The organism is Aquabacter sp. (genome assembly GCF_965279295.1).
Taxonomy (GTDB): domain Bacteria; phylum Pseudomonadota; class Alphaproteobacteria; order Rhizobiales; family Xanthobacteraceae; genus Aquabacter.
Genome location: NZ_CBDIHQ010000010.1, coordinates 126120 through 139848, shown reverse-complemented (window position 1 = coordinate 139848; position 13729 = coordinate 126120). Strand labels below are relative to the sequence as shown.

11 protein-coding genes are annotated in these 13729 nt (G+C 67.1%); 9 read left to right on the top strand and 2 right to left on the bottom strand.

Going from position 1 to position 13729, the window contains the following annotated elements; genetic code table 11:
- Window positions 1-21: 21 nt before the first annotated feature.
- The 4 genes from ptsP (at window position 22) to ADADO0_RS04105 (ending at window position 5836) form a co-directional block, all read left to right on the top strand.
- Entirely contained in the window at window positions 22-2289 is a 2268-nt protein-coding gene (gene ptsP, locus ADADO0_RS04120; RefSeq protein ID WP_511303819.1) for a phosphoenolpyruvate--protein phosphotransferase, read from the top strand.
- Window positions 2286-3380 (top strand): peptide chain release factor 1, encoded by a 1095-nt coding sequence (gene prfA, locus ADADO0_RS04115; RefSeq protein WP_511303818.1) that lies wholly within the window; start codon window positions 2286-2288, stop codon window positions 3378-3380. The genes ptsP and prfA overlap by 4 nt, the downstream gene beginning before the upstream one ends.
- A gap of 28 nt (window positions 3381-3408) precedes the next feature.
- Window positions 3409-4236, top strand: a complete 828-nt coding sequence (gene prmC / locus ADADO0_RS04110) for a peptide chain release factor N(5)-glutamine methyltransferase (RefSeq protein WP_511303885.1) — start codon at window positions 3409-3411, stop codon at window positions 4234-4236.
- Between the two features lie 487 nt (window positions 4237-4723).
- Window positions 4724-5836 carry a DUF4167 domain-containing protein gene (locus tag ADADO0_RS04105; protein WP_511303817.1) on the top strand — a complete coding sequence of 371 codons (1113 nt, stop codon included), beginning with the start codon at window positions 4724-4726 and terminating at the stop codon, window positions 5834-5836.
- A gap of 104 nt (window positions 5837-5940) precedes the next feature.
- Here the strand turns inward: ADADO0_RS04105 and ADADO0_RS04100 are convergent, their stop codons facing one another.
- Both ADADO0_RS04100 and trxA read right to left on the bottom strand, forming a co-directional pair.
- Entirely contained in the window at window positions 5941-6615 is a 675-nt protein-coding gene (locus ADADO0_RS04100) for an LON peptidase substrate-binding domain-containing protein (RefSeq protein WP_511303816.1), read from the bottom strand.
- Window positions 6616-6668: 53 nt separating this feature from the next.
- Entirely contained in the window at window positions 6669-7586 is a 918-nt protein-coding gene (trxA, locus tag ADADO0_RS04095; protein ID WP_511303815.1) for a thioredoxin, read from the bottom strand.
- 294 nt (window positions 7587-7880) lie between these two features.
- Here trxA and smc point away from each other — a divergent pair, with 294 nt between their 5' ends.
- From smc to ADADO0_RS04070, 5 genes are all read left to right on the top strand, one after another.
- Complete coding sequence (smc, locus tag ADADO0_RS04090) at window positions 7881-11333, top strand: chromosome segregation protein SMC (RefSeq protein ID WP_511303814.1); 3453 nt, start codon at window positions 7881-7883, stop codon at window positions 11331-11333.
- Between the two features lie 120 nt (window positions 11334-11453).
- Window positions 11454-11879: an AtpZ/AtpI family protein gene (locus tag ADADO0_RS04085; RefSeq protein ID WP_511303813.1), complete on the top strand. Its 426-nt coding sequence runs from the start codon at window positions 11454-11456 to the stop codon at window positions 11877-11879.
- Window positions 11880-12001: 122 nt separating this feature from the next.
- Window positions 12002-12754, top strand: a complete 753-nt coding sequence (locus tag ADADO0_RS04080) for a F0F1 ATP synthase subunit A (protein ID WP_511303812.1) — start codon at window positions 12002-12004, stop codon at window positions 12752-12754.
- Window positions 12755-12801: 47 nt separating this feature from the next.
- The gene (locus ADADO0_RS04075) at window positions 12802-13029 is read left to right on the top strand and encodes a F0F1 ATP synthase subunit C (RefSeq protein ID WP_511303811.1); all 228 of its coding nucleotides are present in this window, start codon (window positions 12802-12804) and stop codon (window positions 13027-13029) included.
- Window positions 13030-13097: 68 nt separating this feature from the next.
- The gene (locus ADADO0_RS04070) at window positions 13098-13712 is read left to right on the top strand and encodes a F0F1 ATP synthase subunit B (protein WP_511303810.1); all 615 of its coding nucleotides are present in this window, start codon (window positions 13098-13100) and stop codon (window positions 13710-13712) included.
- The last annotated feature ends 17 nt before the right edge of the window (window positions 13713-13729 follow it).

The window sequence follows — 13729 nt, the reverse complement described above, 5'->3', positions numbered from 1 at the left end:
TATTTTTTAAGGATGCGGTCGATGCGTGGCGCGCTCGGCGGCCCCCGCGTGCTCCTGAGACGCCTCCGCGAGGTGATGGCGGAGCCGGTCAGCGCGCAGGACCGCCTTGATAAGATCGTGGTGCTTATCGCTGCCAATATGGTGGCGGAAGTCTGCTCGGTCTATGTGCTGCGGGTCGACCAGACTCTTGAGCTGTACGCTACGGAAGGTCTGAACCGAGACGCGGTCCATCAGACTGTTATGCGCGTGAACGAGGGCCTCGTCGGCCACGTTGCCCGCGAGGCCGAGCCGGTCGCCATCTCCGACGCGCAGAACCACCCGGAATTCTCCTACCGGCCGGAAACCGGCGAAGAAATCTACAATTCCTTCCTGGGCGTGCCGATCCTGCGCGCTGGCAACACGCTCGGCGTGCTGGTGGTGCAGAATCGCGCCCACCGCACCTATGCCGAGGAGGAGATCGAGGCGCTTCAGACCACGGCCATGGTGCTGGCGGAGATGATCGCCTCGGGTGAACTCACGGTTCTGGCCCGGCCCGGCGCCGAGCCTGCGGTGCGCCGGCCCGTCCATCTCACGGGCGTTCCGCTCGCCGACGGCCTCGGGCTTGGCCATGTGGTGCTACACGAGCCGCGCGTCATCGTCACCAACGTGATTGCCGATGACGTGCAGGGCGAAACCGCCCGGCTCGACGGCGCCATCGACAAGCTGCGGGCGTCCATCGACCGCCTGCTGGAGGAGGACGGCCTTTCCAAGGCCGGCGAGCACCGCGAGATTCTCGAAGCCTACCGCATGTTCGCGCATGATCGGGGGTGGATGCGCAAGATGCGCGAGGCGGTGCTCACCGGGCTGACCGCCGAGGCGGCGGTGGAGCGCGTCCAGTCCGATACCCGTGCGCGCATCATGCGCGCCTCCGATCCCTATCTGCGGGAACGCCTGCACGACCTGGACGATCTCGCCAACCGGCTGCTGCGCGAACTGACCGGGCGCGGGCGCGGTGCCGACCGGCAAGACCTCCCCGAGAATGCGGTGATCTTCGCCCGCAACATGAGCCCGGCGGCGCTGCTGGATTACGACCGCACCCGCGTGCGGGGCCTTGTGCTTGAGGAGGGTGGGGCGACCAGCCATGTCACCATCGTCGCACGGGCGCTCGGAATCGCGGCGGTGGGTCAGGTGGCGAATGCCGCCAGCCTTGTGGAGCCCGGCGACCCTGTCATTGTCGACGGGCAGGCCGGTGAAGTTCATCTGCGCCCGCCCGGCGATGTCGAGGCGGCTTATGCCGAGAAGGTGCGCTTCCGCGCCCGTCGGCAGGCGCAATATGCTGCCCTGCGTGACGAGCCCTCCATCACGCGTGACGGCATCGTCATCGATTTGAACCTGAATGCCGGCCTGCTGGTGGACCTGCCGCACATCGCAGAGACCGGCGCGGCGGGTATCGGCCTGTTCCGCACCGAACTCCAGTTCATGATCGCCTCGGCCTTCCCGCGCATTTCGGAGCAACTGAAGCTCTATCGCGCGGTCCTTGATGCGGCGGGAAACCGCCCGGTGACGTTCCGCACGCTGGATATCGGCGGCGACAAGGTGCTGCCTTACATGCGCACCGTCGAGGAGGAGAACCCTGCTCTCGGCTGGCGGGCGATCCGCCTCGGCCTGGACCGGCCCGGCCTGCTGCGCAGCCAGTTGCGCGCCCTGCTGCGGGCGGGCGCCGGGCGCGATCTGCGCATCATGTTTCCCATGGTCGCCGCAGCCTCCGAGTTCGATCAGGCGAAGGCGATCCTGGAGCGGGAACTGACCCATTTACGCAAGCACGGCCACGGCCTGCCGGAGCGGGTGTTCGTGGGTGCCATGGTGGAAGTGCCCTCGCTGCTGTTCCAGCTCGATGAAATTCTCTCGCGGGTGGATTTCCTTTCGGTTGGGTCAAACGACCTCGTGCAATTCCTGTTCGCAGCCGACCGGGGCAATGTGCGCGTGGCCGACCGGTTCGACCCGCTTTCCCCGCCCGCGCTGCGGGCGTTCCGCGCAGTCGCGGAGGCGGGTGAGCGGCACGGCAAGCCCGTGACACTGTGCGGCGAACTGGCATCGCGTCCGCTTGAGGCGGTGGCGCTTGCGGCGCTGGGTTACCGTTCGCTGTCTTTGTCGCCGGCCGCAATCGGGCCGGTGAAGGCGACCATACTGAAGCTTAACGTCGGGGCGGCCCGCGCGGTGCTCCTGCCCCTTCTCGCCGACACATCCGGGACGGTGGACGTGCGCAGCACCCTGCGTGCCTTCGCCGATCTCAGCGGATTGCCGCTTTGAGCGAAGATTTCCTCGCCAGACTGCCAATCGCCAAGCTTGACCAATTGGTCGCACGCCACGGCGAGGTCGAGGCAATGCTCGCCGCTGGAGCGGAGGGCGAGGAGTATGTTCGGCTCGGGCGTGAATTCTCCGAGCTGACCCCGGTGGTGGAGGAGGTTCGCGCGCTTCGCCTCGCCGCCCGCGATCTCGCTGACACGCGTGAGATGCTGAACGATCCCGAGACCGACGCCGAGATGCGCGCCCTCGCCCAGAGCGAACTGGAGCGCCTTGAGGGCGAACTCGAGCGCCTGACGGCCGCCGTGCGCATCGCCCTGCTACCCAAGGACGCCATGGATTCGCGCGGCGTGATCCTGGAAGTGCGCGCCGGCACCGGCGGCGACGAGGCGGCGCTTTTCGCAGGCGATCTGTTCCGCATGTATACCCGCTACGCCGCCGAAAAGGGCTGGTCGGTGGAGGTGCTCTCGGAAAGCGAGGGCAGCATGGGCGGTTACAAGGAAGTCATCGCCGCCCTCCACGGTGCGGGCGCCTTCGCGCGGCTGAAGTTCGAATCCGGCGTCCACCGTGTCCAGCGCGTGCCGGATACGGAGGGGTCGGGACGCATCCACACGTCCGCCGCCACTGTCGCCGTTCTACCCGAGGCGGAGGAGGTGGACGTGGACATCAACGAGAGCGATCTGCGGATCGACGTTTACCGTGCCCAGGGCGCCGGCGGGCAGCATGTGAACAAGACAGAGAGCGCGGTGCGCATCACCCATATTCCCACCGGCATCGTGGTGGCGGTGCAGGACGAACGGTCCCAGCATCGGAACAAGGCGAGGGCCATGGCGATGCTGCGCGCGCGCATGCTGGACGCGGAGCGCCAGCGCGCCGAGCAGAGCCGCGCCGCCGACCGACGCGGACAGGTGGGATCGGGCGATCGCTCCGAGCGCATCCGAACCTATAATTTCCCTCAGGGCCGTGTGACCGACCACCGCATTAACCTGACCCTCTATAAATTGGAGGAGGTGATCGCAGGCATGGCGCTGGACGAGATTCTCGACGCCCTCATCACTGAGCATCAGGCGGAGCTGATGGCCTCCGCCGAGGGGTAAGGCGGTGCGCGCGCCCACCCGCACGCACATGCGCCGGCTGATGGCCGAGGGCCTGAGGCAGGCGGGTATTCCCGGCGCCGATCTCGACGCGCGACTATTGCTCGGCTTCGCGCTGGGCGTTGATCCCGCCGCCCTGCTCTCCGACGAGCCTGTGTCGCTGGTCGAGGCCGGTCGAGCCGAGGACCTGCTGGCGCGCCGGATCGCGGGCGAGCCGGTGGCGCGCATCCTGGGCCAAAAGGAATTCTGGAGCCTGCCCTTCGGTCTCTCCAAGGAAACGCTCGTGCCCCGTCCGGATACCGAGACGGTGGTGGAGGAGGCGCTGTCGCTGATTCCGGACCGAAGCGTAGCGCTACGCGTCCTCGACCTCGGAACAGGCAGCGGGGCGATCCTTGCGGCCTTGCTCCAGGAGTTGCCCAATGCCACAGGGATTGGCGTGGACCGCTCAATGGGTGCGGCTTTGACGGCGCGCGACAATCTGGCACGTCTGGGTTTTGCTAGCCGCGGGCAGGTCCTTGCGGGCGATTGGGCGGAAGCGTTGGCGGGGCCGTTCGATCTCGTCGTGTCGAACCCGCCCTATATTCCCAGCGCAGACATTGCCGGCCTTGACGTTGAGGTGCGGGGACACGATCCCAAAACGGCTCTGGACGGGGGGCGCGAAGGCCTTGACGCCTATGCGACTATAGCCGCCGCGCTTCCCCGATTGCTGGTACCGGGCGGGGCCTGCGTCCTCGAACTGGGTGTCGGGCAGGAGGCGGCGGTGGCGCATCTGCTGCGTGATGCGGGGCTCAATGTCTCGCGTCCGGCCCGCCGCGACCTCGGAGGCATTGCGCGGGCGCTCGCTGCATGGCGTCGATAGGGCGTGGAGCCGCACGGAGCCACGAAAAAACCGCTTGGAAGGGTGGAGCGAACTCGATAGTGTCCTATCTCAGGAGTCGAACCGATGCATCGGTCCATGGACGAGATCCACGGGACTGAAGCGCACTCCCGAAATCTGAACAGATCATTCGGGTGTGACGAAAGGTGAGTTGGCGGTGCGCCTAGACCGCGCCGCGCCCTCCTTTGCGGGACGAACGCATTATCCTGTTTCTCGCGCGCATGTCCGGTGTGGCTGCGCGGAGGGCGGGTTGGCTGGCCGCGCAGATGCGCGTAGCGAGGCTCATGGTTCGAACGGATCCTGATTTTTCAAGGGTTTACTTCAACAGGCCAGGGGCGTTGCCCTCAGCCGTGAACGGCGGTTATCCGCCTTGTCTTTCCCCGGGAGGCGACGTTCGGCTTTGGCCGCAGCGCTCTGGTTCCGGCGGCAAACCGGCGACTTCAAGCCGAGCGAGTAGAGAACGATCCAGATGAGAAATGGTCAGCAGAAGCGCATGCGCGGCCGGCAGAACCCTCCCCGGCGTGGCTCCAATCCCCTGACGCGGGTCTACGAATCGAACGGTCCCGACGTGAAGGTGCGCGGTACGGCGCATCATGTTGCCGAAAAATATCAGCAGCTTGCGCGCGATGCCCAGTCCTCCGGGGACTATGTGGCGGCTGAAAACTACTACCAGCATGCCGAGCACTATCTGCGCCTTATCGCGACCCTTCAGGCTCAGTTCGCCCCGCAGCAAGGCTTCGGCCGCCCTGAGGACGAAGAGGGCGAGGAGGAGGGCGAGGACATGGGCGGCATGGAAGCACCGCAGGCCTATCAGCCGCGCGAGACCTTTCAGCCTCGCGACAATTATCAGCAGCGGGACAATTACCAGCCCCGCGAGCAGCGCCAAGGCCGCGATGATCGCCCCCAACGCGATGATCGCCAGCCCCGCGATGATCGCCCGCAGCGGGACGATCGTCAGCCTCGCGACAATCGTCAGAATGCCTACCAGCAGCGCGGCAACCGCGATGACCAGGGCGGCGAGAGCTACCAGGCGCCGCGCGAGAACCGAAGCCGTGGCCCCGAGGAAGATACCGGGTACGTACCTCGCCAGCCTCGCCAGGACGACCAGAACGGCGGCTATGCACCGCGTCCGCCGCGCCAAGACGACCAGAACGGGGGGCACGCACCCCGTCCGCCCCGTCCGCCCCGCCAGGAGCGAGCCGAGCGTCCGGAACGCGTAGAGCGGCCCGAGCGGGTCGAACGTCCGGAGCGTGTGGAACGCCCCGAGCGTGTCGAGCGGTTTGCGCGGGACGAGGATGCCCAGCCCCTGGGCCTGCCGTCCTTCATCACGGGTGGCGGGCGCGGCGAGCCGCGTGAAGCTCCTGTGCGTGAAGTCCCCACGCGGGACGTCGCGCAGGACGAGCAGCCGCGCGTTGAAGTGGCGGAAGCTGTTGTTGCCGCTGCGCCCGAGGTTCCGGAAGCCGGTGATGCAGCCGCCACGGGGACCCGTCGCCGTCGCAGCCGCTATCGCACGCGCGCCGAGCGGCCCGAGGGCGGCGATGAGGAGCAGGCGCCGGTGGAGCAGCCCAGCTTCGGGGAGTAATCTCCGGCGCAATCCGCCGCCAGAAACAAAAGGCCCCGCTCGCGCGGGGCCTTTTTTATTCGAGGGTGTATAATTTCAGCGGCAATACGCGGCTTGCATGACCGCTATTGAAGGGAGGGCTCGCCGTCGTCGCCCGGCATGCGGGCCAGCATCATCTGGGTGATGGCCACCAGCATGTCGGCCCGCTCCTTGAGGTCCTTGGCCTCCAGCAGCGCCTGCTTTTCCAGCGCGCCATACGGCGACATCACGCAGAGCGCGTTCACCAGCGTCTCGGTGCCGGCCTGCTGGATGCCTTCCCAGTCCGCTTCCAGCTTGTTGGCCTCTAGAAAGTCCGCCAACGCTCCGAGCAGCGCGGAGCGATCCACCTTGTCCTCGCCGATCCCTTCTTCGAAATCCCCGGAGAAAGGTGCCGCATCCACATGGAACTGGCGATAGGGGGTATCCGTCGCCACTTCCTCACCGATCCGCACCCGGGAAATGCCGGTGAGGGTGATGAGATAGCGGCCGTCTCCGCTCTCGGCGAACTGGGTGAGGCGACCAAGGCAGCCCATCTGGAACAGGCGCGGCCCGGCTTCGCCCTCCGGCTTGGATTCGTCGGGCTGCACCATGACGATCACACGCCCGCCCGCCAGCGCGTCATCCACCATTTCCAGGTAGCGCGGCTCGAAGATGTTGAGCGGCAGTTCGGCGCGCGGCAGCAGCAGCGCCCCCGACAGCGGGAAGACGGGGGCGACCGCGGGCAGGTCGCCGGGAGCGTTATATGAGCGATGCGCGGCCACGATGGTCCGGGTCTTTCAAAATGGAGAGTGCGAGGCCTGCCGGGCAATCACGCTCAGGAGAAGAGGATCGTCGAGAGCTTCCTGCGTCCGCCAACGGTGTGCGGATCGGTCGGCCCCCACGCCTCGAAGAATTGCACCAACTGCTTGCGGGCGCCGTCCTCGTCCCAGGTGCGGTCACGCTTGACGATCTCCAGCAGGTGCTGGAGCGCCTGATCACGCTGGTTCTTGGCGTTCAGCGCCAAGGCGAGATCGAAGCGCGCCTGATGATCGGCCGGATCGGCGGCCACGGCCGCCTCCAGAGGGGCCATGTCGCCGAGCGAGGCGGCCTGTTCCGCCAGATCCAGCGCGGCGCGCGCGGCGGAAATCGCCGGGTCGTTTTCCTTGCCGGCGGGGACCATATCCAGCGTTGCCTTGGCTTCCTCCAGCGCGCCGCCCAGCACCTGGGCGCGCACCAGTCCGCCGAACGCCTTCAGGTTCTCCGGCTCCGCGCCAAGCACATGGGCGAAAATCTCGGCCGCACCGGGGGCATCGCCCTCAGTCAGTGCCTGCTCGGCGGCGGCGAGGATTTCGGCGACGTCGGCATCCACCGCCCCGCCCAGCAGGCGCTCGATGAAAGCCTTCACCTGGCCTTCGGGCAGGGCGCCCGTGAAGCCGTCGACCGGCTGGCCGTTGACGAAGGCGTAGACGGCGGGGATGGACTGGATGCCGAGGCGGCCGGCGATCGCGGGATGCTCGTCAATGTTCATCTTGGCGAGCTTGACCTTGCCCTTGGCGGATTTGACCGCCTTTTCGATGATCGGGCCGAGCGTCTTGCACGGGCCGCACCAGGGCGCCCAGAAGTCCACGAGCACCGGACGGCGCCGCGATTCCTCGATCACATCGACCATGAAGGTCTGTGTGGTGGTGTCGATGACGAGATCGTCGGCGCCCGCCGTCGTGCCGTTCACGTCCCCTGCCTGATTGAGCAGCATATGTCCTCGTCCTTGAAGCTCGGAAAAGCGCGTGCCCGCGTTGCCCCATAGATGGTGCGCGCTCAGGCAAGCGCAATTGCCGGGAACGCTTCTAGAGCGCCGGAGGCTCGGAGGGAAGGCGGGGATGATGCGGGTTTGCCGCTGAATGCGCTGGTGGTTCGTCCAAACGCTCCGCAAGCCGGGGATTTCGGGGCGCAGGCTGTGGACCGCGCAACCCTTGGCCTTGCTCCGGCCCCTCTGCGCCCTCACGCTGCATTTGACCGCAACCGGCAAAGGCTGGCACACCGCCTCGCAATGAAGTTCACCCGCCTCCGGCTCCTGGGTTTCAAGACCTTTGTGGAGCCGACAGAGATTCTGATCGAGCCCGGCCTCACCGGCGTCGTGGGGCCGAACGGCTGCGGCAAGTCCAATCTGGTGGAAGCCATGCGCTGGGCCATGGGGGAAAGCTCCCACAAGGCGTTCCGCGCCCAGGACATGGACGACGTCATCTTTGCCGGCACCACCACCCGTCCGGCGCGCAATGCCGCCGAGGTGATGCTGCATCTCGACAATAGCGACCGCACCGCTCCCGCCGCCTTCAATGATAGCGACGCGCTGGAGGTGGTCCGCCGCATCGATCGGGGCGCAGGCTCCCACTACCGGATCAACGGCCGTGAGGTGCGCGCCCGAGACGTGCACCTTCTGTTTGCCGATGCTTCTACCGGCGCTCGCTCGCCTGCCCTGGTGCGGCAAGGTCAGATCGGCGAGATCGTCGGCGCGAAGCCGGCGGCGCGTCGACGCATTCTGGAGGAGGCGGCGGGCGTCGCCGGCCTGCATGCCCGACGCCATGAGGCGGAACTGCGCCTGAAGGCGGCCGAGGCTAACCTGCTGCGCCTGGAAGACGTGGTGGTGCAGATCGCCGCACAGATCGAGGGGCTGCGGCGCCAGTCGCGCCAAGCGGTGCGCTACCGGGCCATTTCCGACGACGTGCGCAGATATGAAGCCTCGCTGCTGTGGCTGCGCTGGCGCGAGACCGCCACCCAGCTTGCCGATGCCGAGCGCGCGGTGGAGGCCGGCACCCGCGAAGTGGCCGAGCGAACCCGCGCCCAGGCCGAGGCGGCCCGCCTTCAGGCGATAGCCGCGCATCACTTGCCCGGCCTACGCCAGGCCGAGGCCGAGGCGGCGGCCCGGTTACAGCGCCTCACCTTGGCCCGCACCGAACTGGACCGGGAGGAAAGCCGCCTTGCCGCCCGGCGACAGGAACTTGAGCGCCGCATGGTGCAACTGGTTCAGGATATGGCTCGTGAGGACGCGCTTTCCGCCGATGCTTCAGGCGTGCTGGACCGGCTGGAGGATGAGGCGGACGGCTTGCGCGCCGAGCAGGAACAGGCGGTCGCCGCCGCCACGGATACCATGCTTGCGGTCGCGGATGCGGAGCGGCGGGTGGTGTTCGCCGAACAAGCGCTGGAGGAGCGCACGCGCGCCTATGCCGATGTTGGTGCCCGGCGCTCCGCCCTCGAAGCGCAAGTGCGCGATGCGCGTGCGCGGCTCATGCGCAATGCCGCCGAGCGCGCCTCGGTGGAGGCGGAAGCCGCGCGGCTGGCCCAGGAAGCCGGCACAGCCGATCTGGAGCGCCGGCGCGAAGCGGCTGATATTGCCCGTGAGCGGCTTGAGGTCGCCGAAGAGGTCGCTGGCACCGCCGAAGCCGCCCATGCGGATGCCCGCCAAACGGTGGAGGCACTGCGACCCCGCCTCGGCGAGGCCGAGCGCGCCTTTGGGCGCCTCGACGCCGAGGCGCGCACTTTGGAAAAGCTGCTTCAGTCCGCCGATAGGCGGTTTCCACCTGTTGTCGACCTGCTGCGCGTTTCCAAGGGCTTCGAGACCGCGCTGGGTGCTGCGCTGGGCGATGATCTGGATCTGCCGGTGGATGACCGGGCGACCGCCCGATGGGCCGGCGCCGCGTTGGTCTCCACCGATCCCGCGCTGCCCGAGGGAGCCGCTTCGCTCGCCGACTTCGTGGATGGCGCGCCCGCGCTCGGCCGCCGCCTTGCCCAGGTGGGCATTGTCCCCAGAGGCGAGGGATCCCGGCTCCAGGCCCTGCTGAAACCGGGGCAGCGGCTGGTGTCCCGTGAAGGCGATATGTGGCGGTGGGACGGGCTCGTCGCCGCGGCTGACGCCCCCACCCCGGCCGCCCGCCGCCTCGCGGAACGCAATCGCCTTGCCGACCTCAATGCCGAGGTTGAGGAGGCGCGCCGCGTCTTGAACACGATCCGCGCCGATGCCGCCACGCTGGATTCCCGCCTGAAGGCGGCTGCGGCGCAGGAGGTGCAGACCCGCGAGGCGCGACGGACCGCCCAGCGCGTCGCCGAGCAGGCGCGCGAAGCCGAGGCCGCCGCCGAGCGCAAGGCCAGTCAGCACGCCGCCCGCCTCTCCGCGCTGGAGGAGGCGCGCGTGCGCATCGCCGCCAGCCGCGAGGAAGGCGAGGACAGGGTGGCCGAAGCGGAAGCCGGGCTCGCGGCTCTGGAAGCGCCGGCGCTGATCGATGCTGATCTGGCCACCGCCAGAGGGGAGGCCGCCCAGGCGCGCGCGACACTCGCGGAAGCCCGGGCCGCCGCCGCGGGCCATGAGCGCGAACGCGCGGCGCGGGCGAAGCGGCTTGAGGCGATCGCTGGAGAGGAACGGTCCTGGCGCGAGCGGGCGGGCGGCGCGGCTGCGCGCATCGCCGCGCTTGAAGCGCGGCGCGCGGAGGCGGCTGACGAACTGGCTGCCACCGAGGAGGCGCCCGCCGAACTGATCCTGAAGAGACGCTCACTGCTTTCCGAGTTGGAAACCGCCGAAGCCGCCCGCCGGGCCACAGCAGATAGGCTCGTGGAAGGCGAATCGGTGCTGGCGGCGACCGACCGCGCATCGCGCGATACGCTCGAGGCTATGGCCGCTGCCCGTGAGGAGAGCGCCCGCACAGAGGCGCGAGTAGAAGGCGCCCGCCAGCGCCGGGACGACGCGGCTCGCGAGATCGCGGAGGCTTTCGGCGGCTCTCCGGAGAGCGCCAGGGAGGCCGCAGGGCTACAGCCCGACGCTCCCGTGCCGCCGCTGGGCGACATCGAGGCTTCGCTCGACCGCGCGCGGCGCGAGCGTGAGCGGCTCGGGGCGGTGAATTTGCGGGCCGATCTGGAGCTTCAGGAGGCGGAAGCCCAATACGGGACACTCACCAACGAGCGGGATGACCTCACCGAAGCCATCAAGCGGCTGCGGGCGGGCATCCAGAGCCTCAACCGCGAGGCACGCGAACGCCTTCAGGCCTCGTTCGTGGTCGTGGACGCCCATTTCCGCAAGCTGTTCGACACGCTGTTCGGGGGTGGCGAGGCGCAACTCATTCTCACGGATGCGGACGATCCGCTGGAGGCAGGGCTGGACATCATCGCCAAACCGCCCGGCAAGAAGCCCCAGACCCTCTCCCTGCTCTCCGGCGGCGAGCAGGCACTCACCGCAATGGCGCTGATCTTCGCGGTGTTTCTCACCAATCCGGCGCCGATTTGCGTGCTGGATGAAGTGGACGCGCCGCTGGACGATGCCAACGTGGAGCGCTTCTGCACCATGCTGGACGAAATGACGCGCCTGACCGATACGCGTTTCCTGACCATCACGCACAATCCCATCACCATGGCGCGAATGAACCGATTGTTCGGTGTTACGATGGCGGAGCGGGGGGTCTCGCGGCTGGTCTCGGTGGATCTTCAGAGTGCCGAGCGGTTACGCGAGGTGAGCTGATACGCCGCGCCGCGCCGCACACGAACGAATTTTTCAGTTAAATCAATAAGTTATCTGCGGCGGACGTGTCCTTGACACTCAATTTTGCCGCAACTATGGTGCCGCGCGGTTTCGGAGGCCGTGCTCGTCTCGTTTCCCTCCACCGAAACCGGAGTTCGTGCCATGCCGAAACGTTCGGAATCGGACCATCGGGATGCGGGCGAAATCCCGCTGGAACAAGGCCCGGAGGCTAGCGATCCTGCGCTCGCCGATCGGCTTCAGCGTCTCAATGCCGCGCTTGACAAGGCGCAGCCGAGAGACCAATCGCAGCCGAAGGGAGGGCGTGATAATGCGTCCACCTCTTCGAGTATGGCCCTCGCCCTCCGGCTTGGGTCCGAGTTCGTGGCCGGGGTACTCGTCGGGGCGGCCGTCGGCTGGGGCATCGATCAGATGTTCGGCTTGGCGCCCTGGGGAATTTTGGTGTTCACCCTCGTTGGTTTCGGGGCGGGCGTCGTCAATATGATGCGCGCCGCCGGCGAAACCGGACGCAAGGTTGAAAAGAAATAAGGGGCCTCGCGAGTTGAGGGTCCGCCCGTTTGGGGTTTCCCCGCGCCGCGTTCGGTGTGGGGAGGCCTTAGTTTTCATGACGAGGCGCGGCAAGTGCCGCACGACACAGGGGCGCGCGTCGGATGACCATTGATCCGATCCACCAGTTCGAAGTGCAACGCTATGTCGAGCTGTTGCACATCAGCGGGGTGTCGTTTTCGTTCACCAACGCTTCGGCGTTCATGATCGGCATCGTCGCCGCGATCTTTTTCTTCCTGACCTACGCCACGCGCGGCCGCACTTTGGTGCCGGGACGCATGCAGTCGGTGGCGGAGATGTCCTACGAATTCATTGCCAAGATGGTGCGCGACTCCGCCGGCACCGAAGGCATGATCTTCTTTCCGCTGGTGTTCTCGCTGTTTATGTTCGTGTTCGTCGCGAACGTGATCGGCCTGGTGCCTTACACCTTTACGATCACCGCCCACATCGTTGTCACCGCCGCCCTGGCGCTGCTGGTGATCGGCACGGTGATTGTCTATGGCTTCTACAAGCACGGCACCCACTTCCTTCATCTCTTCGTGCCGTCGGGCGTTCCGTCCTTCCTTCTGCCCTTCGTGGTGCTGATTGAGGTCGTGTCGTTCCTCTCCCGTCCGATCAGCCTGTCGCTGCGCTTGTTCGCGAATATGCTGGCCGGTCATATCGCGCTGAAGGTGTTCGCCTTCTTCGTGGTGGGTCTGGCATCGGCGGGCGTCGCCGGCATGTTCGGCGCGGTGCTTCCGTTCTTCATGATCGTGGCACTGACCGCGCTGGAACTCCTGGTCGCGGTGCTGCAGGCCTATGTGTTCGCGGTGCTGACCTCGATCTATCTCAACGATGCGGTGCACCCGGGACACTGAGCCCGACACCCTCGACCCCTTAAACGCGTTTCTCAAGGAGCAGAACAATGGACGCGAATGCTGCAAAGTTCCTCGGCGCTGGTCTCGCGTGCCTTGGCATGGGCCTGGCCGCCATCGGCGTGGGCAACATCTTCGGCAACTTCCTCGCTGGCGCTCTGCGCAACCCGTCGGCTGCCGACGGCCAGTTTGCTCGCGCCTTCATCGGCGCGGCGCTCGCGGAAGGCCTCGGCATCTTCGCGCTCGTCGTCGCCCTGGTTCTGCTGTTCGTGGCGTGAACCAAACGGGCGCCGGCATTTGCAGGAGCCCTATCGGGAATGACGTTCGAATGAGCGGGACGCGCACTATGACCAAGCATTGGAAGCTGAACCTGTCCGTCGCGCTGACGGGCTGCGTCCTCCTCGGAGGGGCGGCCCTGGCGGCTGGCGCTGAAGCCGAAGGCGGTCATGGCGGCGGCGGGGGATTCCCGCCGTTCAATCCGACCACCTGGTTCTCGCAGCTGATGTGGCTGGCGGTGAGTTTCGGGGCGCTTTATTTCCTGATGAGCCGGGTGACGCTTCCGCGCATCGGCCGCATTCTAGAAGAACGTCACGACCGCATTGCCCGCGATCTGGCGGAAGCCAGCCAGCGCCGCGCCGAGAGCGAGGCCGCGCTGGCGGCCTATGAAAAGGCGTTGGTCGAGGCCCGCAACAAGGCGAATTCCATCGCAGGGGAAGCCCGCAATCGGCTCAATGCCGAAAGCGAAGCCAACCGCGAAAGCCTGGAGGCGACCCTCGCCACCAAGCTGGAAGAGGCCGAAGTGCGCATCGGTGCCACCAAGACAGAGGCACTTTCCCATGTTCGCGGTATTGCCGTGGACACGGCCAAGTCGATCGTGACGGCGCTGGTCGGCGTCACTCTTGAGCAGCGCGAAGTGGAGAGCGCGGTGGATGCCGCCCTCGCCAGCAAGTCTGCGGCCTGACGATAAACAGCGCCCGC